Source organism: Myceligenerans xiligouense (assembly GCF_003814695.1).
Taxonomy (GTDB): domain Bacteria; phylum Actinomycetota; class Actinomycetes; order Actinomycetales; family Cellulomonadaceae; genus Myceligenerans; species Myceligenerans xiligouense.
This window is the reverse complement of record NZ_RKQZ01000001.1, coordinates 2,375,966-2,396,141: the sequence shown is the minus strand read 5'-3', so window position 1 is coordinate 2,396,141 and position 20,176 is coordinate 2,375,966. Positions and strand designations below refer to the sequence as shown.

The 20,176-nt window shown below is 70.0% G+C and carries 21 protein-coding genes and 1 pseudogene; 18 read left to right on the top strand and 4 right to left on the bottom strand.

Annotated features, from left to right (window positions below; genetic code table 11):
• The first annotated feature begins 9 nt into the window (after window positions 1-9).
• From EDD34_RS10345 to EDD34_RS10305, 9 genes are all read left to right on the top strand, one after another.
• The gene (locus tag EDD34_RS10345; RefSeq protein ID WP_123814484.1) at window positions 10-1,197 is read left to right on the top strand and encodes a M23 family metallopeptidase; all 1,188 of its coding nucleotides are present in this window, start codon (window positions 10-12) and stop codon (window positions 1,195-1,197) included.
• On the top strand, window positions 1,194-1,460 hold the full coding sequence (locus tag EDD34_RS10340; protein ID WP_123814483.1) for a DUF6112 family protein: 267 nt from the start codon (window positions 1,194-1,196) through the stop codon (window positions 1,458-1,460). The genes EDD34_RS10345 and EDD34_RS10340 overlap by 4 nt, the downstream gene beginning before the upstream one ends.
• A 13-nt stretch (window positions 1,461-1,473) precedes the next feature.
• The gene (locus EDD34_RS10335; RefSeq protein ID WP_123814482.1) at window positions 1,474-1,743 is read left to right on the top strand and encodes a DUF6112 family protein; all 270 of its coding nucleotides are present in this window, start codon (window positions 1,474-1,476) and stop codon (window positions 1,741-1,743) included.
• Window positions 1,744-1,746: 3 nt separating this feature from the next.
• On the top strand, window positions 1,747-3,159 hold the full coding sequence (locus tag EDD34_RS10330; RefSeq protein ID WP_123814481.1) for a TrbL/VirB6 family protein: 1,413 nt from the start codon (window positions 1,747-1,749) through the stop codon (window positions 3,157-3,159).
• Complete coding sequence (locus tag EDD34_RS10325) at window positions 3,156-4,595, top strand: SCO6880 family protein (RefSeq protein ID WP_123814480.1); 1,440 nt, start codon at window positions 3,156-3,158, stop codon at window positions 4,593-4,595. The genes EDD34_RS10330 and EDD34_RS10325 overlap by 4 nt, the downstream gene beginning before the upstream one ends.
• A gap of 23 nt (window positions 4,596-4,618) precedes the next feature.
• Window positions 4,619-5,548, top strand: coding sequence for a hypothetical protein (locus tag EDD34_RS10320; RefSeq protein ID WP_123814479.1), 930 nt, complete (start codon window positions 4,619-4,621; stop codon window positions 5,546-5,548).
• Between the two features lie 51 nt (window positions 5,549-5,599).
• A complete protein-coding gene (locus EDD34_RS10315) occupies window positions 5,600-6,631 on the top strand; it encodes a hypothetical protein (RefSeq protein WP_123814478.1) in 1,032 nt (343 codons plus the stop codon).
• A 142-nt stretch (window positions 6,632-6,773) separates the two neighbouring features.
• A complete protein-coding gene (locus EDD34_RS10310) occupies window positions 6,774-7,289 on the top strand; it encodes a hypothetical protein (protein ID WP_123814477.1) in 516 nt (171 codons plus the stop codon).
• On the top strand, window positions 7,286-8,734 hold the full coding sequence (locus EDD34_RS10305; RefSeq protein ID WP_123814476.1) for an ATP-binding protein: 1,449 nt from the start codon (window positions 7,286-7,288) through the stop codon (window positions 8,732-8,734). Before EDD34_RS10310 ends, EDD34_RS10305 begins: the two co-directional genes overlap by 4 nt.
• Before the next feature lie 107 nt (window positions 8,735-8,841).
• Here the strand turns inward: EDD34_RS10305 and EDD34_RS10300 are convergent, their stop codons facing one another.
• Complete coding sequence (locus EDD34_RS10300) at window positions 8,842-9,054, bottom strand: hypothetical protein (protein ID WP_123814475.1); 213 nt, start codon at window positions 9,052-9,054, stop codon at window positions 8,842-8,844.
• The gene (locus EDD34_RS10295; protein WP_123814474.1) at window positions 9,021-9,218 is read right to left on the bottom strand and encodes a hypothetical protein; all 198 of its coding nucleotides are present in this window, start codon (window positions 9,216-9,218) and stop codon (window positions 9,021-9,023) included. The genes EDD34_RS10300 and EDD34_RS10295 overlap by 34 nt, the downstream gene beginning before the upstream one ends.
• A gap of 88 nt (window positions 9,219-9,306) precedes the next feature.
• Between EDD34_RS10295 and EDD34_RS10290 the strand changes: the two genes are divergently transcribed.
• The 3 genes from EDD34_RS10290 to EDD34_RS10280 all read left to right on the top strand — a co-directional run bounded on the left by EDD34_RS10290 (window position 9,307) and on the right by EDD34_RS10280 (window position 12,000).
• The gene (locus EDD34_RS10290; protein WP_123814473.1) at window positions 9,307-9,951 is read left to right on the top strand and encodes a hypothetical protein; all 645 of its coding nucleotides are present in this window, start codon (window positions 9,307-9,309) and stop codon (window positions 9,949-9,951) included.
• Window positions 9,952-10,240: 289 nt separating this feature from the next.
• The gene (locus EDD34_RS10285; RefSeq protein ID WP_123814472.1) at window positions 10,241-10,567 is read left to right on the top strand and encodes a hypothetical protein; all 327 of its coding nucleotides are present in this window, start codon (window positions 10,241-10,243) and stop codon (window positions 10,565-10,567) included.
• On the top strand, window positions 10,564-12,000 hold the full coding sequence (locus EDD34_RS10280) for a hypothetical protein (protein ID WP_123814471.1): 1,437 nt from the start codon (window positions 10,564-10,566) through the stop codon (window positions 11,998-12,000). The genes EDD34_RS10285 and EDD34_RS10280 overlap by 4 nt, the downstream gene beginning before the upstream one ends.
• 110 nt (window positions 12,001-12,110) lie before the next feature.
• Here EDD34_RS10280 and EDD34_RS10275 read toward each other — a convergent pair whose 3' ends face one another.
• Window positions 12,111-13,238, bottom strand: a complete 1,128-nt coding sequence (locus tag EDD34_RS10275; RefSeq protein ID WP_123814470.1) for a hypothetical protein — start codon at window positions 13,236-13,238, stop codon at window positions 12,111-12,113.
• A 117-nt stretch (window positions 13,239-13,355) separates the two neighbouring features.
• Between EDD34_RS10275 and EDD34_RS10270 the strand changes: the two genes are divergently transcribed.
• The 3 genes and pseudogenes from EDD34_RS10270 to EDD34_RS10260 all read left to right on the top strand — a co-directional run bounded on the left by EDD34_RS10270 (window position 13,356) and on the right by EDD34_RS10260 (window position 16,365).
• Window positions 13,356-13,874, top strand: coding sequence for a prolipoprotein diacylglyceryl transferase (locus EDD34_RS10270; RefSeq protein ID WP_123814469.1), 519 nt, complete (start codon window positions 13,356-13,358; stop codon window positions 13,872-13,874).
• Entirely contained in the window at window positions 13,871-14,536 is a 666-nt protein-coding gene (locus tag EDD34_RS10265; protein ID WP_123814468.1) for a hypothetical protein, read from the top strand. Before EDD34_RS10270 ends, EDD34_RS10265 begins: the two co-directional genes overlap by 4 nt.
• Before the next feature lie 6 nt (window positions 14,537-14,542).
• Window positions 14,543-16,365, top strand: a pseudogene (locus EDD34_RS10260) (type IV secretory system conjugative DNA transfer family protein).
• A gap of 133 nt (window positions 16,366-16,498) precedes the next feature.
• Here EDD34_RS10260 and EDD34_RS10255 read toward each other — a convergent pair.
• The gene (locus EDD34_RS10255; RefSeq protein WP_123814467.1) at window positions 16,499-17,443 is read right to left on the bottom strand and encodes a hypothetical protein; all 945 of its coding nucleotides are present in this window, start codon (window positions 17,441-17,443) and stop codon (window positions 16,499-16,501) included.
• A 345-nt stretch (window positions 17,444-17,788) separates the two neighbouring features.
• Between EDD34_RS10255 and EDD34_RS10250 the strand changes: the two genes are divergently transcribed.
• From EDD34_RS10250 to EDD34_RS10240, 3 genes are read left to right on the top strand one after another with little or no spacing between them, the layout of a single operon-like run.
• The gene (locus EDD34_RS10250; RefSeq protein ID WP_123814466.1) at window positions 17,789-18,235 is read left to right on the top strand and encodes a single-stranded DNA-binding protein; all 447 of its coding nucleotides are present in this window, start codon (window positions 17,789-17,791) and stop codon (window positions 18,233-18,235) included.
• A 12-nt stretch (window positions 18,236-18,247) separates the two neighbouring features.
• On the top strand, window positions 18,248-19,045 hold the full coding sequence (locus EDD34_RS10245; protein WP_123814465.1) for a hypothetical protein: 798 nt from the start codon (window positions 18,248-18,250) through the stop codon (window positions 19,043-19,045).
• On the top strand, window positions 19,042-20,172 hold the full coding sequence (locus EDD34_RS10240) for a hypothetical protein (RefSeq protein ID WP_123814464.1): 1,131 nt from the start codon (window positions 19,042-19,044) through the stop codon (window positions 20,170-20,172). Before EDD34_RS10245 ends, EDD34_RS10240 begins: the two co-directional genes overlap by 4 nt.
• Window positions 20,173-20,176 lie beyond the last annotated feature (4 nt).

Genomic DNA, 20,176 nt, shown 5'->3' with positions numbered 1-20,176 from the left:
GGACGGACAATGCGCAAGCTGCTGCCGTTCCTCGCCTCCCCGGTCCTGCTCCTCGGGCCGACCGTCGCCCTGCTCGTCCTCACGATCATCTCGGCTGCAGCACGACCCGGCGTGTGCGGGCCGTCGGTGTCGAACGTTCCCGCGTCGTTGACGGCGACGACGGCCGACGGCGTCTCGATGCGTCTCGACCGCACCCAGCTCTCCCATGCGGCCACGATCGCGCGAGTCGGTGCCGCGACCGACGGCATCGGCCGAGATGGCGTGATCGTCGCGCTCATGGCCGCGCTGACCGAGTCGCGGCTGCGAATGCTCGCCAACACCGGCGCATACCCGGACTCGGCGAACTACCCGAACGACGGGAACGGCTCCGACCACGACAGCCTCGGGCTGCTCCAGATGCGACCCGCCGCCGGCTGGGGATCGGTCGCCGAGCTCATGGACCCGGAGTACCAGGCCAAGGCATTCTTCGGCGGCCCCGACGGACCCAACCACGGGTCCCCCCGAGGGCTCCTCGACGTGCCCGGATGGGACTCGCTACCGAAGGGAGTCGCCGCGCAGTCGGTTGAGGTCTCCGCGTACCCCGACCGCTACGCCGCCTACGAACCCGTCGCCGAGACGATCCTCGACGCGCTCACGACACCCGGCTCCGCCGCACACGCCACGGAGCCGGGCACGAATCTCCCGACGGCCGAGAACGCCGTCCGACAGCCCGCGGCGGGAACCGAGGTCGTGTTCCCGCTCCCATCCCGCTCTTGGACACGCACCTCGGGCTTCGGCTACCGGTTCCATCCGGTCTACGGCACCAGGCTCCTGCACGCCGGAGTCGACTACGCCGCACCGGCCGGTACCGCCGTGCTCGCCGCCGCCGACGGCGTCGTCCGTGAGGTCTCGTGGAATCCCCGCTCCGGGAACCTGCTCGTCCTGGACCACCAGCTCGACGACGGACCGGTCTCGACGGCCTATGCACACCTGCTTGACGGGTCCCTCCTCGTGTCCGACGGCGACCCGGTCACCGCGGGTCAGCAACTCGCCTCGGTCGGCGCGACCGGTGCCGCGACAGGCCCACATCTTCACTTCGAGACACATCCACAGGGTTTCTACAACCCTGAAGAACCCGAGGCATGGCTCCGCACGCACGCCGCGGGCCAGCTCAAGAAGGCCGCTCCTGCGGCCTGTGTGACGGGAGACCCATCGTGAACCCCGTCGCCCCGGATTTCTCCGCCGTCGCGGGCACCCCGCTCAGCGACGTCGTCGGCGCCCTGCTCACTTTCGCGCTCCTGACGGCCGTGGCCGTGCTGGTCGGTTCGGCGACCGCGTGGGCAGTCGCGGCCTCGACCGGGTCCTGGCAGACCGTGGCCAAGGCCCGCACCGGAGTCCTCGTCGCCTTGACCGGCGCCGCTCTGACCGGAGCTGCGCTCGCGTGGGGCGGCTGGCTCCTCGACCTCGGATCTCGACTCTAGGAAGGAATCGATCATGATCGACATCGACCCCAACACCGAGGGCCTGCCCGGCATCACCGCGCTGCAGAGCATCGTCGGCGCGCTGATGACCGTCGGTCTCATCTGCGCCGTCCTCGGCGTCATCGTCTCGGCGATCGTCTGGGCGCTCGGCGCGAACTCCTCGAACCCGCAGCTGGCCGGGCGCGGCAAGACCGGCGTGCTCGTCGCGCTGGGCGCGGCGATCATCTGTGGAGCCGCGGTAGCCGCGGTGAACTTCTTCTGGGCCATCGGGCAGACGGTGTGACCCATGCTCTGCACCGATCCCATCACCGCGCCCGTCTGCCAGGCGGCAGCCGAGCAAGTCGCCACCCAGGCCGGCTCGGCGGCGCTCGACCTGATCGATCAGCTCGCCCAGGGTCTCGGAGGCGTGGCGTCCTTCCTGGTCCGGGCCCTGTGGATGCTGATGGATTCCACCACCATGGTGGATCTGAGCACGGGCGAGTTCACGCAGGTCTACGACCTCGTGTTCGGCATCGCCGTCGTCCTCATGCTGGCGTTCTTCCTGCTCCAGCTGATCACCGGGATGCTCCGCCGCGAACCCGGAGCGCTCGCGCGAGCGATCGGCGGGCTGGCCAAGAGCGTGCTCGGATCGTTCGTCGTCGTCACCCTGACCGCACTGCTCCTGGAGATCACCGACCAGATCTGTCTCGCGCTCGTCCATGCTTCGGGAACGTCGATGGAGGCGATGGGGGAAGAGCTCGTGCTCGTCGGGTCTGTCTCCCTGGTCGGCTCGATCGCCACGCCTCTGGCGGGGGCGCTGCTCTCGCTGTTCGTCGCCGGGCTCGCCGTGGCGGCGGCTCTGATCGTGTGGTTCTCGCTGCTGATGCGCAAGGCGCTGCTGCTCGTCGCCGTGGCCCTCGCGCCGCTCGCGCTGGCCGGAGCGTCCTGGGACGCGACTCGCGGCTGGGTGGCCCGGTGGGCGCAGTTCGTCGTCGCGCTGATCCTGTCCAAGCTCGTCATGGTCGTGGTGTTCCTGCTCGCGACGACGCTTACCGCGTCGCCCGTGTCCGGGGACCTGGCCGGACTGGCGGACAAGCTCGCCGGTGTCGCACTGCTGCTCGTGGCCGGCTTCGCCCCGTACATCACGTACAAGGCCATCGCGTTCATGGGGTTCGACATGTACCACGCCATGTCCATCGAGCAGGAGGCGAAGGCCGCGCTCAACCGGCCGATGCCTGTCTCGACCGGATCGGCGGTCGCGGGAGGGATCGCCACACGGAACGTGCAGAAGGTTCTGGGACCCGACGCCGGGAAGGGGGCGAGCGCGCGAGGCGGCGCAGGCGGCGGGGCCGGAGCATCGGCGACGACGAAGGTGGCGTCTGCGGGCTCGTCCGCCGGTGGGAAGGCGGCTGTGGGCAAGGCTGCCGTCGCCGCTGGCGCCGGGGCTGCGACCGCGGGTGTCGCGATCCCGGTGATGCTCGGGGCGCAGGCAGCCAAGAGTGCGGCTGCTGCGGGGCCTCGAGCCGGCAGAGCGGTGGGATCTGCGGCTGGACAGCAGGCAACGGGCGCCTCGACCACTGGCACTGGCACCGGCACCGGCACCTCCGGGTCGGCCTGGAACGGTGCAAGGCGGAAGGCGTCTGCGCCGGCAGGTCCGCCGAAGGCTCCGCCTCTGCGTAACGTTCCGAATGTGCTGGGCAAGGGCGGTGACCGGCGATGACCAGCACCGCCTCGGACAGTCCCCTCACGCCGGTGAAGTTCTCCCGCCTGCCCAAGCGCGGGCTTCTCCTCGGGCTGACAGCGGCACAGCTGGCCGCGCTCGGTGCCGGGCTGGTGCCGCTGATCCTCGCCCTGTACCTGCGCGGCACCGCGATCGTGGCCGCACTGCCGCTCGCAGTGCTCGGGGCGGTGGTGGCACTCCTCCCGGTCGCGGGCCGCCCCGTCGTCGACTGGCTGCCCATCGTGTGCGCCTGGGCGTGGCGGACCGCCACCGGTCAACTTGAGTTCCGGGCGCGGCTCGACCGCCCCCGGCCCGCCGGAACCCTCGCTCTACCCGGACGGACCGCAGCGCTGCGGCTCGTCATCGACCCTTCCACCGGTGCCGCGCTCGTGCACGACCCGCACGCCGCGACGCTCAGCGTCACCGTGCCCGTCACCTCGACCGGGTTCACCCTCCTCGACGACGCCGACCAGGCCCGACGCGTGACGGGATGGGGCCGGGTCCTGGCAACCATCTGCCGCTCCGGACAGATAGCCGCCCTCACCATCACCGAACGAACCCTGCCCGGCTCCGGCGCCTCCCTGACCGACTGGTGGCAGGCCAACGGAACCGGCGACAGCGGACTGCCCGCGAAGGTCTACAGCGAACTCATCGAGCGCGCCGGGCCCACGGCCGAACGCCACGAGACCACAGTCACCCTCGCGCTCGACCTGCGTACCGCCGCACGTGCGGTCCGTGCCGCAGGCGGCGGCATGTCCGGAGCCGCTGTCGTGCTGCGGCAAGAGACGCAGACCCTCGTGACGGCGCTGCGTGCAGCGGACCTCACGCCGTCGGCCCCGCTAGATCCTGCCGGACTCGCCGTCCGGGTCCGGACGGCGTACGACCCAACAGCCGGCCCCCTCCTGGAGCACAATCCGTACGCCGGACAGGACCTTGCGACAGCGGGGCCCCTCGCTGTGACCGAGTCATGGGGCGCGGTACATGCCGACGCGTCCTGGCACGCGGTCCTGTGGATCGCGCAATGGCCGCAGAGCTCCACCTATCCCGGCTTCCTGGCACCGGTCCTGCTGACCAGCGGGATCCAGCGGACCCTGTCGATCCGCTACCAACCCGTCCGCCCCGACGCTGCGGCACGCGACCTGCGACGCAAGAAGACGGGCCACATCACCGAGGCCGCGCAGCGGGCGAAGGTCGGCCAGATCGAGGATGCCACCCAGGCCGCGGAGCTCGACGACGTCCTTGCTCAGGAAGCAGACCTTGCCGCGGGACACGGCGTGCTGCGCGCCACGGGGTTCCTCACGATCACCGCCGGTAGCGCTGAGGAGTTGGAGCACGATGTCGCCGCCGTCGAGCAGGCCGGCGTTCAGGCGGGGTGTGAGACCAGGCGGTTGTGGGGGCAGCAAGCCGTGGCGCTGGGCGCCGTCGCAGCACCGTGACGGCTCTCACGCACCTGACCAGCATGAGCACTACGACCCCGCCAAACGAGAGTGATCCCGTCGACCGACCGCCCGAGCGCACCGTGACCGCCGGGACGCTGCGGATCGAGCTGTGGTACCTCGGCCGTGAGCCCGAACCGTGGCCTGACCGCGGCGCCCGGCATCGCTACTCCTACCGCGTCACCGACACCGCCACACGAAGCCGCGACGAAGGCGACGAACGCACCCGCGAGGAAGTGTCTGTCGCGGTCGGGTCCGACCTGCGCTCCGGTGTCGGAGCACCGGTCGACCCGGACGAGACGATGTGCTCCCTCGTCGCGTTCCTCTCGGCGGCGGGCGAGGCGTATGCGTGGACCATGCGGAACCCGAGCACGCCGTCGGAGAACCTGGGCCTCTTCCCGGACTGGCTCAACGAGGCCGCCTACATGAACCTCAGCGAACTCGCCGTCCTCGAGGCCAGCCTGAACCCGGATCTCGGGCCCGACGACGACGAGCTGGAGGCCGCGTTCCTCGCAGCCGCCGAAACACCCGGTAGCCCTGCCTCGTGGCCGCCCGCGACCTGGTACGACATCGTGTTCCTCCAGGACGACGAAGGGCACCAGATCGTCGATCTCATCGACACCCAAGGCGTTGAAGCCGCAACCGAACGCCTCGCCGCGTACGACTACGGGACCGAGACGCGGGACACGGCGTTGTTCCACGGCCACTACTACGACGAGCCGCCCGGCTCCGTCGACGGCCACAGCATCGAGGACGGCGACTACGTCCTGACCTGGAATGCAGGACTGGGGCACGTGAACCTGCTGCGCCGCTTCGACCCGACCGACGAGCCACCGGCGTTCTGGCCCGACCGCACCGCCCGCCTCGCACCTCACACGCCGACGGGGCTCCCCGAAGAACCCCCGAACCGGCATCCGTCGGCGACCCGACGGTCCCACTCTCCCGGCCTGTGACCGCGGGCGCACACCTGCACGTCGAACAATCTCACGACGTTGGAGGAACCGATGAACGCGCAGGAGCACACCGCGAGCGCCGCCGACGGTCCTCGGCCCGAGGCCACGCCGGGTACCGGAACGACGGATGTCGTGGCCACGCAGCAGCCGCATCAGCCCCGGGAGTCTCGCGGCGCGACAGAGCGCGACCGCAGGATGGCGGACGTCTGGCAGTTGGCCACGTGCCTGTGGCCCGCGCTGCACGCGCTGGGTTACCGGTCCGGAGTCCTGGGCGGGCGTGGCGGTAAGGTCGACATTCTCTCTGGGCTGCCACCACACCTGCGTCACCGCGACGGGCAGGGTGCCTTGGATCCGGCTCAGAGTAAGGCGTTCATGTCGTTCGTCGCCCCGATCCCAGCCCGGTTCCCGCACACCGAGCTCGCGATCAAGCACCAGGACCGGGACCTGGTCGAGGTGCGGGGTCAGCGCGGGCGCCTGGACGTCGTGTTGCAGGGTGTGCCGTTCAAGCAGTGGACGTGCCCACTGGGGGCGGATCGGGTCTTCGCCGAGCACGCCACCGATTTCGTCCGCCGAGGCGTCGCTCTGACCCGTCGGGGTGGGAGCAGCATCCATCTGGTGCACCAGATGTTCCTGGACGCCCCCGACCCGGACCTGCGCCGGCAGGTGGCACGGCACGCCGACATGGTTGGCGCCCTGCGGCTGCCATTCCGACCAACTACGGCACATTCTGAAGAGCCCGCGCCACCGCTCGACGTCGTCCTGCTGCGCCGCCGCCCCCGCGGCGCAGGCCGCACCGGACATCCGTTCACGGTTCCGGTCGGCATCGTTGTGGACGGCAAAGCGGCGACCATCAACGAGTACTACGCGCGCCACCCGGGCAACGTCCTGGGCACTCTCGTGCACGGAAACAAGGGGCACCCCACGATGCTCGCGCCGACCATCGACCGTGAGGGCTTGGGCTGGCAGATCCATCGTGCCCTGGGCCGGATCGCGGCCGTCGCGACCCAGCGGGGCCTGACCGCTGCCGACGTCGTGCGCCCGCCCGAACGTCCCAACCACCGCGCCACCGGTTTCGGGCTGTGAACGGATCCTCGACGCGCGCCGCATCGATCAGGTCGGCCCCGAACCGGCACCCATCGGCGAGGCGACGACATCGGTCCCTGGCCTGTGACGGCCGGCTCACACCTGCTCTGAAAGCAACCTGACGACGAAGGAGGCAACGATCATGACCGGTCACGGCGACCACCGCACAGCAGCGGACGACGCCTACGAGGCCGCTCGAAGGCTCGCCCACGCCACAATCCGGTTCGACCATCCCGAGGATCCCTATGACGGGACGCAGCAGCGCCCGGAGTACCCGGACGAGACCTACGGCGTCCTCGGGAACGTACTTGCCGTGCTGCGGTCACTGCACCAGGTCGTCCAGCAGGTCGAGGCATGCCAGCACCGCAGCATCGCCCGAGCGACGGGCATCGATCACGCCCCTGCCACGGGCCGGGAGCTGACGGCAGCCGCACACGCGCACTTGCGCGACGCGATCTTCGCGATCGACCGCGCACATGCCCGGCTCGACCGCGCGCTCGGCGCCACCTCCGCGATCATCTGGCAGCTGTCCACCCCGACCACGCCACCACGGCGAGATCGCGTTCCACTCCCGCCCGCCGCGCTCACCGACGATCCGCCGGCCCTCTACGGAACCGCCGACGTCAGGCATGCCGCCGCCGAAGGGCCGGGCCTGTGAAGGCCGTCGAGCGAACGCACGTCGCCGCGCTGCTCACTCCGGCCCACGAGTCCCGCAGGACGCGCCGCGGCCGCCGCCGAGCCCTCAAGGCCCTCCGAGCCCAGACGGCCGCCCAGGCACCTGCCACAGTCACACCCGAGCGGCCGCACGTCCTGCCGCGTCAGGGTGAGCGGGGACCTGCAGCTCTGCGCTCACCGATCGGGCTGCGGGTGCCCAAACACCAGGACACCTCGGCTACCTGGGCTGCGGCCTACCCTTTCCTCGCCGGCGGAGGCACCGGAACGAACGGCGTTTTCGTCGGCCAGGACACCGGCTCCGGAGCGTCGTTCACGTTCGACCCCTGGGTGCTGTACCAGCAAGGTCGCATCACCGCGCCGAACGTCGTCGTCGCCGGCATCGTCGGTGCCGGGAAGTCCGCCCTCGCGAAATCCCTGTACCTGCGCAGCCTCGCCTTCGGACGCCGCGTGTACGTCCCGTGCGACCCCAAAGGCGAACACACCCTCATCGCCGAAGCGGTCGGCGGCCACGCGATCCAGCTCGGTCCAGGGCTGACTGCCCGGCTCAACCCCCTCGATCCCGGCCCGCGACCCTCGCGGCTCTCCGACGACGAATGGGCGGTCCAGGTCCGAGCCCGACGGCGCAGCCTGCTCGGCGCGCTCGCCGAGACCACGCTCGGACGGACACTGTCACCGGTGGAGCACACCACGATCGACGTCGCACTCACGGCAGCCGTGCACGCCTCCGACGGCGTTCCCGTGCTGCCCGCCGTCGTCGACCGACTCCTGACCCCGGACCGCACCGACGACCCCGACGGGCGCCTGACCGAGGACGGCAGACCCGTCGCCCACGCGCTGCGGCGCCTGGTCTCCGGAGACCTGGCAGGCATGTTCGACAGACCCTCAACCGTCGAGTTCGACCCGACCCTGCCCATGCTGTCCCTGGACCTCTCGCGCGTCTCGGAGAACACCACCGCGATGAGCGTGCTGATGACCTGCGCTGCGGCATGGATGGAAGCAGCCCTGGCCGACCCCGACGGCGGCCAACGATGGGTCGTGTACGACGAGGCATGGCGACTGATGGCCCACCCAGCGCTGCTGCGCCGGATGGACGCGCACTGGCGCCTGGCCAGGCACTACGGCATCGCCAACCTACTGGTCTTCCACAAGCTCACCGACCTCGACAACGTCGGCGACGCCGGCTCCGCCGCCCGAGCACTGGCAACCTCCCTGCTCGCGAACGCCGAGACGAGAGTGATCTACCGGCAGGAGACCGACCAACTCGGCCCCACCGCCACCGCGCTGGGACTCACCGCGGCCGAGACCGCACGGCTGCCGCACCTGGGCCTCGGGCAAGGATTATGGAAGATCCGCAACGACGCCGCGATCGTGCAACACCAGCTCCACGACATCGAGGCCGACCTTTTCGAGAACGGGCGGATGGGATGAGGCGTTTCCCGCGAGCTCAGCAATTCTGATGCCCGTTCGGCCGCGAACTCGCGGGGTCGAGCTGACCAACCGGCTCAGTGTGCGGTGAGTTCCGGGAACTGGGAAGTTCACCGGTTCTCGTCCTGATCGCTGGTCGGCTTCGCGGTCTCGCGTTCGGCGAGGAACTCGTTCAGGAGCTCGAACAGGATTCCCAGCGCGTGCTCCTGGTCGAGGTCGCCGACCTCGGCTTGCCGGAGATTCGGGTCGGGGAACGCGATGAGCCGCACGATCCCTGACCACGTGAGGTTCAGTCTCGTCCGCCGGATCGTTCGAGCAGCCATTCCCTGAACCCGTCGAAGTCTGGGCCACCGTGGCGGGCGGCGTGGGCTTCGTAGCCTTGCAGCCAGCCGATGACTCGGTCCCACGTCGGAAGGCCGACCCACATGCCGGGCCGCTTGGCGAACTGCTCGAAGAACTCGCGCTCTGGCATCTCGTAGACGTTCATAGGTGCTCCGATCGGCAATGGAGACAAACCTGTTGGGTCAGGTCGTCGATTGTGCGAGGGTACGAGGCGGTCGACGAGGGAGGCGCAGGTGCTGACGGTAGAGGCGGTGCTGGAGGTTCCTGCCGAGACGGACTTCGTATTGTGGCCGACGTCCGGGATTCGGGAACTGACGTACATGCGACTGCACGGCGCGATGACCGATGTTGAGGTCGGCTCTGCGATCCGCGCGCTGATGGAGTGGACCTACGACGTCTACGCCGACCGGGAGGCTTCGATCGACCGCTACTTGGAGACCGGGCTCGCTCCGCCCTCTCGGCAGGACGAGGTCCGCGAAACCGAGGGTGGGCTGCGGTTCGCTGATCCCCAGCAAGGCGTCACGATCGACGTCGGATGCTGCGCCGGGCTCGACGATCGGGAATCCGTCTACAACTTCCTTGACGGCGCTCCGAACTGGAGCGCGGGGCACGACCCTTCTCCAAGTGGCTATCGTGCCGACGGTCTGGTGCGGATCGTCCAGGACGAGACCGACGAGGCCAGCGAGTCACTCGTCTGCACCGAGGCGGAACTGAGGCGCGAGCTCGTGAGCGTGGAGACAGACTTGGTCGCGTTCGTCGACCTCGTGGCCCAGTGGGCGACGCGACATGCACCGGCCGTTGGCGAGGCACTGGCGGCTGAAATCGCTCGTGCCCTGGAGATCGGTCGTTACGACGGTCGCATACCCCAAGACATGTGAAGCGCTGGGAGCACGCGTCGGGGCGAGTCGCCGCGAGTTGCTGGAGGCGGACATCGGGTGACGGCCCGGCCGCACCTTGCGTACATGACGTAGGCGCGTCAGCCGTCGTGGATCAAGTCCGAAACGCAGGGGGTGACGGGCGGCCGCTACGGCCGTCGTCGGACGTGAGGTCGACCGCGGCATGTGAATGACGCGCCATGTCCACAGGGCCTGCCCGCATCGCCCACCGATGCCTGGGCTGGTCGGCCAGTCTCGAATGATCAAGACACGACGTGGAAGGAGCAGTCGCATGAATGCACAGCTGATGACCGCCTGGGGGCGGGCCCGTACGTGGACCGGTGCCCTGTGCGAGGGCGCACCGGATCTGGGGGCCCGGCTGGCGTACATGGACCTTGAGCTGGAGCTCGATGCCCTGCTCGGCCCGATGGAACTCCCGCCGGCCGACGACGTCGAGGAGACCGACCGGCAGACGACCTATCGCGCCGCGCACGACGCGCTCACCAACCTAGCGGCGCACGCCGACGTGGACCGGTTGGCGATCGGCCTGGTGATCGCGTCGCTGGAACGTGCCTGGGAGGTCGAACGGCTTCCTCGGCCGGGGCGGGCTGAGCGATGAGCTACGGCTCGGTCACCCACGAACTTCGCGAGGCGTTCGGCCAGCTGCTGTACTACCGCGTCGCCCGCTACTGGTTCGGCGCGGCGCACCCGGCGCTGCAGAACGCGCCGCCGACGAAGACGCCCGAGCAGCAGGCCGAACTCAGCCACCTGGTGCAGAAGTACCAGTATGAGGTCCTGCGGCATCTCGAGAGCACGGCTCGCCTGCTCGTGGGCCCCACGGGAGGTAGGAGTTCCCGGACGCCGTTCGAGCTACGGCAGCTGGCGTCACGCCTAACCAGGACTCTGGAGGCCACCCCCGGCGAGCGGCCCACGTCCGAGGAACTGGGTGCGGCGGCGGACATGCCCCTGGTCGAGGCGTGGCGGCGCGCGGCCGTCGCGGTCGTGATCGAGCGTGAGTTCGTCGATCCGGCCGCGACGTTCGAGGGTGTTTCCCGGGCCGAGCGGGCCACGGTGCTGAAGGACACGGCGGACCTGACGCGCGCCCTGGTCATCCTGGACGACCGCTACGACCTCGTGCCCGGTTGGCGCCACCTGGGCGACTACAGCAAGCGGCGCACGAATCCGTCGGAGCGGTCCACGTACAACGCCGGCTTGTACAACGCTGCCATCCGTGCCTCGCGGTTCCTTGTTTCGGAACGGCAGGACTTCGCCGTCGACAACCGCGGCCGTCGTGTCCGGCGCTACCACGGACCGTCGTCGTACGCGCCCAGCGCGGCGGGAGTGCTCCGCGCACTGCACGACACGCTGCTCACGCTCGACAAGCTCCCGCACGCTCAAGCCTTGCGCGCGCTGCTGCGCGTCCAGTACGAGATCTCCGCGCACGCCGCCGCGCTGCACGCCACGGTCACCCGTCGCCAAGGCATCCCGGACTACTTCACCGAGCGGGCAGCCGCCTACTGGCGGCTGACCCGAGCCACGAAGAACGTCAGCGGCAAGCTCGGCGGGCCGGCGGCCGAAGCGCTGGAGACCTCGCGCCAGGCCGCCGAGATCCTCAAGGACGTCGACGACGCCAGCCGCGACGAAGTGCGCGAGATCCAGCGCGCCCTGACCGTCATCGACCGGCAGATCGCTCGCATCATCCACACCGGCGCCCGTACTGCGGCCTACGTCGCGTCCCGGCACAAGGTGATCGACACGACCCCGCAGGGCGGCGTCCGGAAGGCGCGCCCCGTCTGGGAGCGGATCGACTTCAGCACGCCCCCGGATCTGCTGGACGCCACCGCCGTGTTGGAAGACCTCGCGCGACGGTCGGCGCCCAAGCCCACGCCGGCCAGGATGGGGAACCGGCCGGCATTCACCCGACTCGTGCAGGAGGAGTCCGCGCCCCGCCCCACGCGCGTGCGCAACGAGTCACGAACGCGCCAGGGCATCCTCCCCGCACCGCGGCTACAGCCCTCTCCTGGTCACGAGCCGCTGATCGACGGCCCGTAGAGCGACGGCCACGCTGAGCTGCTGGCTACGAAGGTGAGTTCGGGGAGCGTTCGGAGCCGAGAATGGGGAGCACCCCCGCCCCACCATCGCCAAGGTTCAGGCTCAGGCTGTCACGCTCGTGCGTTCGCGAAATCCCGCTGCAGATCCAGGGCGGCCGCGAGCATGTCCTCGAAGGCTTCGACCGCCCATGGCGGTGGCGCCTGGCCAGGAGCGCCACCGGCATGGGAGACCGCGGCCGCCACGATCTGCAGGAGGTCGTCGTCACGATGGCGCCCGGCCGGCGGGTCGAGTCGCCCATTCATAGCCTCGACGGCCGTCGGGCCGGCCAGGAGCACGGCGACCACGCTCAACGGCAGGCCCGTATCCCCACCCCGGGACCTCGCCATCGCCGCCAGGACGGCGTCACGAACATCGTCGGCGGGCAGAGCCAGCGCGAGGTGGGCACCGACGACCATCTCCCGCCACCCGCCCGCGAGCAGGTCACGGACCTGGACCGCGGTAACCTTCCGGCCCGCCCGCACCAGCCTCTTGCGCAACCGATCGGGCAGATCAGTGACGCCGCCACCGGCCAGCGGCAGATAGAACGGCCGAACCAGCCGCACCGTCTTGCGCGAGACCGCCGGCATCGGCTCCGGACGCCGGACCCGAGAGGGGTCCAGGCCCAACTCGGCAAGGACACGATCGATGTCCTTGCCCGCCTCGTTCGGCCGGGGCGAGTACCGCGGCGAGACCAGCACATCATGCCGGCCGTCACCCAATCTCACGACGTCCCACACGTTCGACATGCCCACGCGAACCTCGTCCACAACCACCATGAGATCCGCCCGCGACACCGACCATCGAGGCTCCGGCTCGACGCGTCCACTCCACACCTCGACCCGGTCGGCCAGGACCGTCACCGCGACCGGGCTCCCACCCGAGGCGTTCCTCCCAGCCATCTGCAGTCCCACCCCCTCGCGATCAGCCCGCGTCCACACGAGAGCCGCCGCCGGAATCACGACCGCCCCAGGACGCAGCACCGACGCGTGCTCGACGACCTGGTCGATCTGCCGGGTCAACATCCGCTTCAACGGCACGATCAACGACACGGGCGCCACGAGGACGGACACGCCGAACACCACGATCGGCAGCACGTTCAATGCGCCCGCCACGATGACCAGGACCGCGATCCCGGCGAGCGTGGCCACGACCCAGGCCCAGATCATCCGGTTCGCGGTCCAGAAGAAGTTCGATCGCACCTACGCCTCCCACGCCAGCCTGCGGCCAGAGTCTCCCACCGCCGGCCGCAATGAAGGAATCTCCCGCCCCGGCGCGGGTCGCACACCTCCTCACAGAGACCCGCTGGGAGGCCCGCGATGCGCACCGACACCCGCACGCTCGAAGAGAACATCGCCGACCGCAATTGGTCCAGAAGAAAGGTCGGCCACCCGTACGGGCACGCACCTGGCGGCCCTGACGTCCCCGCCCCCCGAGGGGTCGCCGAGATCGAGGCCGAGTTCGTAGCAGCATTCGTCCTGGCGGCCCACGGCGTCGACTCCTCCGACTACACCATCCCGTACGTCTCGACGTGGGCCTCGGACGTGAAGGAGGTCGACCCGGTCACCGCGGTCCATCAGACCGCCCCGCGAGTCCGGACGATCGCGTTGCAGATTCTCGACGGCCTGGACACGCAGCAAGTGTCCGACGGCGTCCCGCCCGGGCTTGACCGCTCTGCAGGTCGGGCGGCCCCGGCCCACGACGCGGACCGCAAGGCCCCGGCCGCCTCGCCGACCCCAGCTCAGCAGGCTCCGGCGTCGGGTCACGAACTGACACGTCGCAGACTCCCTCCAAAACAGGCCCCATCTCCCGCTCGTAATGACGGGATCGGACGTTGAGCGCCGCAGCGGACGTCGTGATTGACGTCGACGCCGAGGGGCATGTCACCGTGACGGTTGACGAGAATCTGTGGACCCCGCCGGGACCGGGCGGCGGCGCACCGGAGGTACAACTGGGCCGGTCGGAGGTTCCGTGGATTCTGGACCAGCTCCTGACCGAGCAGGGCAGATCCCTGCAGGTCGTGTTGCACGACAGCGGTCGGGTCTTCTCTGACACCGTCACTCGTGACCGGCTCGCCTACCTCACTCCTCGGCCGACGGGCCACGCGCCTACGCCGACGCCCGCGGGAATTCCGCCCCGCACGCCGACCGGTCTGGGGCGCCCGTCAGCAGGCTGGTTCGACGCCGACGGGTATACCCCGGGCGAGCAGGTCGCCGTCGCGGTGATCGTCACGCGGCTGACAGCCGACGAGCACGGATCTGTCGGGTTCACGCTGCCCGCGGCGCTTCGGGCGATGGTCGGGGACGTCGTCGCGATCGGCGAGGACTCCCGGGAGATCTACGTCAATCAGGCTGATCGCGAGCCGCTGAACCTGCGTGCAATCCGCGACGCCCTCAACGGCTCTGCCGCCTCCGGCCCGACGTCGGGTCCGTCGGCAGGGCTGGACGACCTGAACCACGGCTTTCGCCGGCATGTCGGCGGCCCGGACCTGTCGAGGTGATCTGCGATGACGACGAACACCCACGCCGGCGGGAACGAACTGACCAACCTCGCCCTGGCGGCACTGGCGGCTCTCCTGACGCTGTCGGCTGTACTGCGCCTCGCGGCGAACGTGGCCGCGTTCCTCACCGGCCGGCCCATGCCCGACGGCGGTCCCGCCACCGGGCTGAAGGTCCTGACCGACCCCGCCCACCCCGGAACAGTGCTCGGAGACCCCGACCTGAACCCCTTCGTGTACTGGATCGCCGTCGTCGTCATGGCCTCCGCCGCCGCGACGGCGGCATGGTTCGCGTGGCGCATGGCGGCCTGGTTGCGGACGCCGTCGGCCCGCCGAGACCATCGAGCCGGGCTGGCGTCGTCGTCGGACCTCGCACGCACCGGATCCCGCCACGCGCTGGTGAAGCGCTCGACGACCCTACGCCCGTCCCTGGACAAGGCGGCCCCGGCCGACGTCGGCTACCTGCTGGGCCACGCGCGTGGGCGCCAGCTGTGGGCATCGGTCGAGGACTCGATGCTGGTCCTCGGCCCGCCACGGTCGGGCAAGGGCCTGCACCTGGTCATCAACATGATCCTCGACGCCCCCGGCGCCGTCGTGACGACCTCGACCCGGCCCGACACCCTGGCCGTGACGATCGCGGCACGCCAGCAGGCAGGGCCGGTGGCGGTGTTCGATCCGCAAGGGCTCGCCGACGACGTCGGGACCGGGTTGCGCTGGTCGCCGATCCGCGGGTGCGAGACGCCCCGCAGGGCCATGGTCCGCGCCGCGGGCCTGGCCAAGGAAACGGGGCTGGGCGGGCGGGGCGTGGAGAACGGCGGCTTCTGGGAGAACACGACCCGGGGCGCGTTGCAGGCCATGCTCCACGCCGCAGCCCTGGGCGGGCGTACGCCCAAGGACCTGTACCTGTGGTCGCTCTCCCCCGCCGCCGCGCAGGACGCCGTCGCCATCTTGCGCGCCCACCCGGCTGCGGCGCACGGGTGGGGCGACGGGCTGGACGGCATGATCAACGGTGACCCGCGCACCCGCGACAGCCTCTGGATGGGCGTCGGACAGGCACTGGCCTGCCTCGCCGACCCCGCCGTCCTGGCCGCCGTCAGCCCCGACCCGAACGAAGTGTTCAACCCCGAGACATTCCTCCGTGAGCGCGGCACGCTGTACCTGCTCGCCACCGGATCCGGAGCCTCCGCCTCCAGCGCCCTGGTCGCAGCCCTGATCGAGGACCTCACCGAAACAGCCCGCCGCCTGGCCGCCCGATCCCCCGGACAGCGACTGGACCCGCCCCTGCTGCTCGCACTGGACGAGATCGGGAACATCACCCCACTGCCCTCCCTGCGCTTCCTCATGGCCGACGGCGGCGGCACCGGCATCACCACCGTCCCCGTCTTCAATCACTCGCACAAGCACGCGACCAATGGGGACCAGAATCCGCCGCCGCGATCTGGGACTCCTCCATCGTCAAGGTCGTCCTCGGTGGCACCTCCTCGGCATCGGACCTGCGGGACCTGTCTGCACTGCTGGGCGAGAAGGATGAGACCACGGACTCACTCACCATCGGTCACGACGGGTCTCGCTCCGTGCAGCGGTCACTACGCCGGATACCCGTGCTGCCGCCCGAGGCGATCCGCACCCTCCCGTTCGGCACCGGACTGGTGCTGCTGCGCTCGGCGCCGCCGATCATGGCCCGTCTGCGGCCGTGGACCAGGCGCGCGGACTCGGCCCAGCTTTCCGCCGGACGGACGGCGTTCGAGACCGGGCCGCATCTGCGTGCCGACGACATCGGCACGTCTGCGCCCGTCGGGCAGGATCAGCCCGAGGACGGTAGCCCGTCATGAGGTGCGCCCAGGGGCATAGGACATGGTGGCGAAGGTTTGCGCCCACGAGACCGGCGGAAGCCGGCGTCGATCATCTGCTCGTCTGTTCCGGTCGGTCACCGGATGCGCTGCGGGCAGGTGCTGGCGCCGCCGGTTACTCGTTGGGGCACTGCTCCGGGCCGAAGCCCATCTCGATGAGTGTCTGTGCCGGCAGACCTTCGGCGGTCTGTTCGGCGCACGGGCCGGTGAGCGGGTTGGCAATTTCCCACTCGGCGAACTTCCCAGCAGCCTCCAGGTCATGGTTGACGGCCGACTGTTCCTCGGGCGCGAACGCCAGATACTCCTCCACCGTCAGGTCCCCGACGCCGGACTCCTCCTCGGCAAGAGCTTCCAGCTCGGCCCGTGAGAAGCAGACGCCGTCCACGTAGACGCATGGGGTGCCGTCGAGCGCGAGTTCTTCGTCAGTGTCACGCTCGGCGGCTGTGGAGGCGACGTAAACCTGACTGGAAGTGGATTCCCAGTCGCTCTCGGCGATCCGCCAGTACCCGCCCTCAGCGTCATCTGCGGCCACCTCCAGGTAGATGCTGCCTTCACCGGTGGCGTTGGTGTACAGGTCTCCAACCGCCTCGAGGGTGTCCATGTCGGACCCCGTGTACGTGTTCCCGTCGGCAGAGACGTAGTCGAACGTGATCGCGTAGGCAGGGTCCTCGCTGGTGTTGCCCGTGTACGTGGCCGTGATCGGGACGGCGATGTAGACGTTGCCCTCCTCGGGTGAGACTGCCGACGGACTGAGATCGCAATTGCACTCTTCGACCTCGGCATCGACCACGGCCTGGGTGGCATCGGGGTCGGTCTCGCCGAAGGTGAGTTTCCAGTCGCCGAACTCGAAGGCTTCGCCGGGCACGAACGGATCGGAGCGGAACGTGCCCTTCACGGGCTTCGGTGTCTCGGACAGCCCCGGCTCAGCGGAAGGCTCAGTCTCCTGAGTGGCCTCGGTGGACTGCCTCGACTTTGGCTCGGGGTCATCAGCGGTACATGCCGACAGACCGGCAGCCAGGGCTGCGGCGGTCAGCGCTACAGCGAGCGTCTTGGTACGCATGACGTTCCTATGGGGGTTTGTGCTGGTGATGTAGCGGCAGCCGGCCCAACTGTTCATCGCGAGGCCACGCGCCACGAGTTCCGAGTGCGGCACCGATCTCCAGCAGCAGCTAATGGTCTGCGGCCGACCGCGGAGCTGAAGACATCCTCCAGAAGGCAGTTGCGGTACGCCACGCAGGCGTCCTCTTGACGGTACGTGGGGGCCGACCCGTATGCACTTCCGGCTCTCGTCACCGAACCGGACTCCCGTCAGCGGTGCGGTAGCGGCGATCGCCGACGCTGGGGGCACACCTGAGATGCACGAGCGCCGCCCGATAGCCGGTGCGTGATCGTCAGGAGTGTCGCCATGCCCCTCATCCCTACCTCCACGAGCCTGATAGGACGCCTGGCGGGCGACCCGCGGCTGCAGAGGTCCGCCGACGGCGTCGTGCACGTCCGGGTCCGCGCGGACGTCTTCCCGCCACGGCGTCGTCATGCCGACGGCACTCGGGAGAAGCAACCTCCGGTCACCGTCGACCTGGCCGGCTTCGACGAAGCAGCCGAGGCACTGCACCACCGGTTCCGGTTCGGCGACTGGTTCCTGGCCTCCGGACGCCTCAAGACGAACCGGAACGGCTCCCCGTCGTTCATCGCACGCCGGATCGGGCACGACGCCGCCAACGCGGACTACACCGTCCGACGCACCCGCAAGAGGGGCGCTCGCCGCCGGTCCGACGGCGACGGGGCCGGGCGTGTCCCGATCGCCGCAGGGCGCATCCTGCCCGACGGTGCCCATGCCGCCGAGACCGCGTGAACGGGGACCATCATGGACGAGAACCTGCCTTCAGCCCACGACCCCGAGTCGGAACCCTCGGACGCGGTCGTCTCGGACGCCGAGAGCCTTCTGGACGCCTACCTCGCGAACGCCTTCGCGCTGCCCGCTGACGTCGCAGCCGTGTACGACGACGGCAGCGAGGAGTTCGACGAAGACGCCGACGGAGACGAGGGCGGAAACTTCCTCACCAGCACACCCGCTGACGGTGCCGCGCGTGAACGCGGCACCGGAGCGTCGTCGGACGCCGAGCCGCTCGGCGAGGTGCCGCTCCAGCCGATGAACCTTCGAGCCCTGACTTCCACCGAGGCGGAGATCTACTGGCGGGTCCTGGACGACTGGGTCACCTGGCTGCGCCACGAATACGGCCTCGGCGTCACACACATCCCGCCGCTGTGGCACCGGCACGCGGCGTTGCGCTGGGAGCTGTCGGCCCTGCACACCGCGTGGCTCGCGTCCTACCACCCGGAGGCATCCGCCCTCGCCCCGGCGGCCTGGCACCGGGAGTTGGCCGAGTCGCTGCGCCGCCTGCACGACTGGGTCGGGCAGTCCGGCACCACGCTCACCCAGGACCGTCCGACGGGTGTAACGCTCTGGCCCGGTGAGCCGGGTTTCGGTGCCGCCGAGACGTGGCAGAACGCTGCCGAGCCCACGTCCATCACCGACCGGGCGGCGGACTTCGAAGCGTGGCTCGCGGACGACATCGCTGCCCGCCGCGCCGTCGAGGCCCGGGTGCGCGCGTCGCTACCCACGCTGGGCGGGCGGCCCCTGTCCGGTAGGGGGCGGTCGTGATGTTCGACGACGACCTCGAACACGCTCTCAACCGGGCCTACGGCGACGACGAACACGCCAAAGCCGCCATGAGGGCGGACGTGGTCGCGATGCACGACCACGACGCTGCGGACGCCGCTCCCGCCTACCAGCTGACCGCCCGCAAGCTGTGGGGCGCCCTGCGCGTCCTGGGGATCTCGGGTGGACGGATGCTGGTGCTCGGACAGGACGCTGAACTGTTCGCCGGCCTGCCGGTCGAGGAACGCCGACTACGCGCTGGTGACCATGCCGGGTTCACCGCGTCCATCCCGACCACCACCGCCGTGTCACGGGCGGAGATGGCACCGCACCCGAACCTGCACCTGCACACCTGGCAGAGCGACCAGAACAAGGGCCGGTACGACGTCGTGATCGCCGTGCCCGGCTACACCGACGTCGTCCTGCACCGCGAGAAGGCAGCCACAGAGCGCCGCGCCAGGCAGATACTCGGGCTGGTCGGCTGCCTGGCGAACACCGACGTCGGCGGCTATACAGTCGGCCTGGTCTCCCGCGACGTGCTCGACGACGGGGACGTCGACAGTCGCCGTCTGCTGACGGAGTTCGGTGAGCTTGTCGGTGCCCTGCGCCTGCCGTCGGGCGCGCTGCGTGACAACCCGGGGAACGACGCCGTTGTGGACCTGATGATCTTGCGCCGCCACGACGGAGCTCCCCTCAAGCCACACCAGTTCCTGCCCTCCCCGGTGCAGGACCTGCGCGGCGACCAAGTCCGCGTGAACCAGTACTTCCTCAACCACCCGAACCACGTCCTGGGGCAACTCGGCACACGCACGAGTCCGTGGGGCCCGCCGGAACCGGTCGTGCATCCCACCGGTCTGGGCCTGGACCGAGACCTGACCGCCGGGCTCGCCGCAATCACGTCGCACGCACGCGACGCCGGTCTCACGGCCGCGACGGCGCAGTGTCCCGACCTGGACGCCCCCATCGACTACACGCTCGTGCACCGGAGCGACGTCGACAGCATCCGGCGTCGGGTCCAAGCGCTGCGCGCCTCCAGGGTCCGCCCAGCAAACGAGCGCCGGCCAGCTCAGCCGGAAGGCCCCGATCTGCGTAACCCGCGCCGCGACGACGGCGCCGGCCCTCACCTGTGAAGTC

Bases quoted from the DNA above. Each gene is read 5' to 3' on its own strand.
- EDD34_RS10345 (WP_123814484.1), top strand. From the start codon at position 10: ATGCGCAAGCTGCTGCCGTTCCTCGCCTCCCCGGTCCTGCTCCTCGGG.
- EDD34_RS10335 (WP_123814482.1), top strand. From the start codon at position 1,474: ATGATCGACATCGACCCCAACACCGAGGGCCTGCCCGGCATCACCGCG.
- EDD34_RS10330 (WP_123814481.1), top strand. From the start codon at position 1,747: ATGCTCTGCACCGATCCCATCACCGCGCCCGTCTGCCAGGCGGCAGCC.
- EDD34_RS10325 (WP_123814480.1), top strand. From the start codon at position 3,156: ATGACCAGCACCGCCTCGGACAGTCCCCTCACGCCGGTGAAGTTCTCC.
- EDD34_RS10320 (WP_123814479.1), top strand. From the start codon at position 4,619: ATGAGCACTACGACCCCGCCAAACGAGAGTGATCCCGTCGACCGACCG.
- EDD34_RS10315 (WP_123814478.1), top strand. From the start codon at position 5,600: ATGAACGCGCAGGAGCACACCGCGAGCGCCGCCGACGGTCCTCGGCCC.
- EDD34_RS10310 (WP_123814477.1), top strand. From the start codon at position 6,774: ATGACCGGTCACGGCGACCACCGCACAGCAGCGGACGACGCCTACGAG.
- EDD34_RS10300 (WP_123814475.1), bottom strand. From the start codon at position 9,054: ATGGCTGCTCGAACGATCCGGCGGACGAGACTGAACCTCACGTGGTCA.
- EDD34_RS10295 (WP_123814474.1), bottom strand. From the start codon at position 9,218: ATGAACGTCTACGAGATGCCAGAGCGCGAGTTCTTCGAGCAGTTCGCC.
- EDD34_RS10285 (WP_123814472.1), top strand. From the start codon at position 10,241: ATGAATGCACAGCTGATGACCGCCTGGGGGCGGGCCCGTACGTGGACC.
- EDD34_RS10280 (WP_123814471.1), top strand. From the start codon at position 10,564: ATGAGCTACGGCTCGGTCACCCACGAACTTCGCGAGGCGTTCGGCCAG.
- EDD34_RS10270 (WP_123814469.1), top strand. From the start codon at position 13,356: ATGCGCACCGACACCCGCACGCTCGAAGAGAACATCGCCGACCGCAAT.
- EDD34_RS10255 (WP_123814467.1), bottom strand. From the start codon at position 17,443: ATGCGTACCAAGACGCTCGCTGTAGCGCTGACCGCCGCAGCCCTGGCT.
- EDD34_RS10250 (WP_123814466.1), top strand. From the start codon at position 17,789: ATGCCCCTCATCCCTACCTCCACGAGCCTGATAGGACGCCTGGCGGGC.
- EDD34_RS10245 (WP_123814465.1), top strand. From the start codon at position 18,248: ATGGACGAGAACCTGCCTTCAGCCCACGACCCCGAGTCGGAACCCTCG.